2 protein-coding genes are annotated in these 1,359 nt (G+C 33.8%); both read left to right on the plus strand.

Going from position 1 to position 1,359, the window contains the following annotated elements; all coding sequences use genetic code 11:
- Positions 1 to 212 precede the first annotated feature (212 nt).
- Entirely contained in the window at positions 213 to 527 is a 315-nt protein-coding gene (locus tag AB5123_RS14360; RefSeq protein WP_117878732.1) for a ribonuclease domain-containing protein, read from the plus strand.
- Between the two features lie 14 nt (positions 528 to 541).
- Positions 542 to 1,087 (plus strand): barstar family protein, encoded by a 546-nt coding sequence (locus AB5123_RS14365; protein WP_117863084.1) that lies wholly within the window; start codon positions 542 to 544, stop codon positions 1,085 to 1,087.
- Positions 1,088 to 1,359: the final 272 nt, after the last annotated feature.

The following is a 1,359-nucleotide window of genomic DNA, read 5'->3' on the forward strand; positions in this document are numbered from 1 at the left end:
TATGCGAGGATAAAAATATCCCCCAGCACCAATACACCGAGGTCACAAACGCCCTGTTTTCGGCAATTTTGAATGTTGTATGCGGAATATGCAGCTACTAAAAATATATAATTTATAGGAGAACTAAATATGAGATTTGTATGTCGATGTGGAAATATGCTTACAAATCAGCTTGATTCAAACGATACGGAATATTATGTTTATTCAGACAGTTGAGAAACACTGGAGAACTGCCTAAAGATTATATTACTAAAGAGCAAGCTAAACAATTAGGTTGGAAAGAGGGAAAATCTCTTAACAATTTTGCACCAGGCAAAAAGTTAGGCGGCAATATATTTGAAAACAGAAATAATCTTTTACCAACCAAAGCGAATCGAGTTTGGTATGAAGCTGACGTTGGAGTAGACTATACCATGAAAAGATCCAATATTAAAAATCCAGGATATAGAATACTATATTCTAACGATGGTTTGATTTATGGCACGTTTAATCATTATAAAACTTTTTTCTATATTTGTACATATTGAGGAGATATCAAATTATGAAAGCGATTTCTTATATATATGCAGTGTTAAATGACTACATTTCTTGTGATGACTTTGTAAATTGGACGTTTGAAGCAATTGAAGAAGGCCAGATAGACGCATTTGACAGCGATATGATAGTTAAAATACAAAACTGCAATTGTGAAAATAAAGGGGATATAGACAACCTAAAAAAGATGCTTGCAATGCGTTTTGAAAGCAAACTGCGTAATGCCACCCTGAACTGTCTGACAGAATGTACCGACTTGCCGCTAAAACTTATGCTCATTTACAGTAGTGCCGCAAACAAACTCTGCGTTGACTTTAACGACATCAACACGGCTTCAAAGCTTCACAAGTACCTGAGATACGCTTTTCATCTACCTTATTGGTATGGAGAAAATATGGACGCTTTTGCTGATATTCTGGATTTAAGTGACTACAAAATCATTGCCCTGTTTAATTTCACGGCACTAAAACATAAGCTTCCGGATACCGCAGAGCAGCTTTTAAGAGTTATTGACATAAATAAAAATAACGATTGTGTCATTATCTGCACATAGTTATCGGCAACAATCAAGAATTTTAGGGTCGAGCAGTAAAACGAGGAATTTATATGGATATTAAAATTATTCCAGGTAATAGAGTAGGCGAATATAAGTTGGGAATGACATATCATAAGTTGATAAAAACTATTCAATTAGAAAATATTGCGTATAAGAAGATAGTATTACCAACTTGTATTAAAATTGTAACAAGCAGATTATATTGATACATCAACAAATAAAAAATATGATATAAAAAGCTTTCGCTCATATCCAAATGGTCAAACCGC

This window comes from Ruminococcus sp. RTP21204st1_B2_RTP21204_210225 (genome assembly GCF_040914135.1).
In the GTDB taxonomy this organism is placed as follows: Bacteria; Bacillota; Clostridia; order Oscillospirales; family Ruminococcaceae; genus Hominimerdicola; species Hominimerdicola aceti.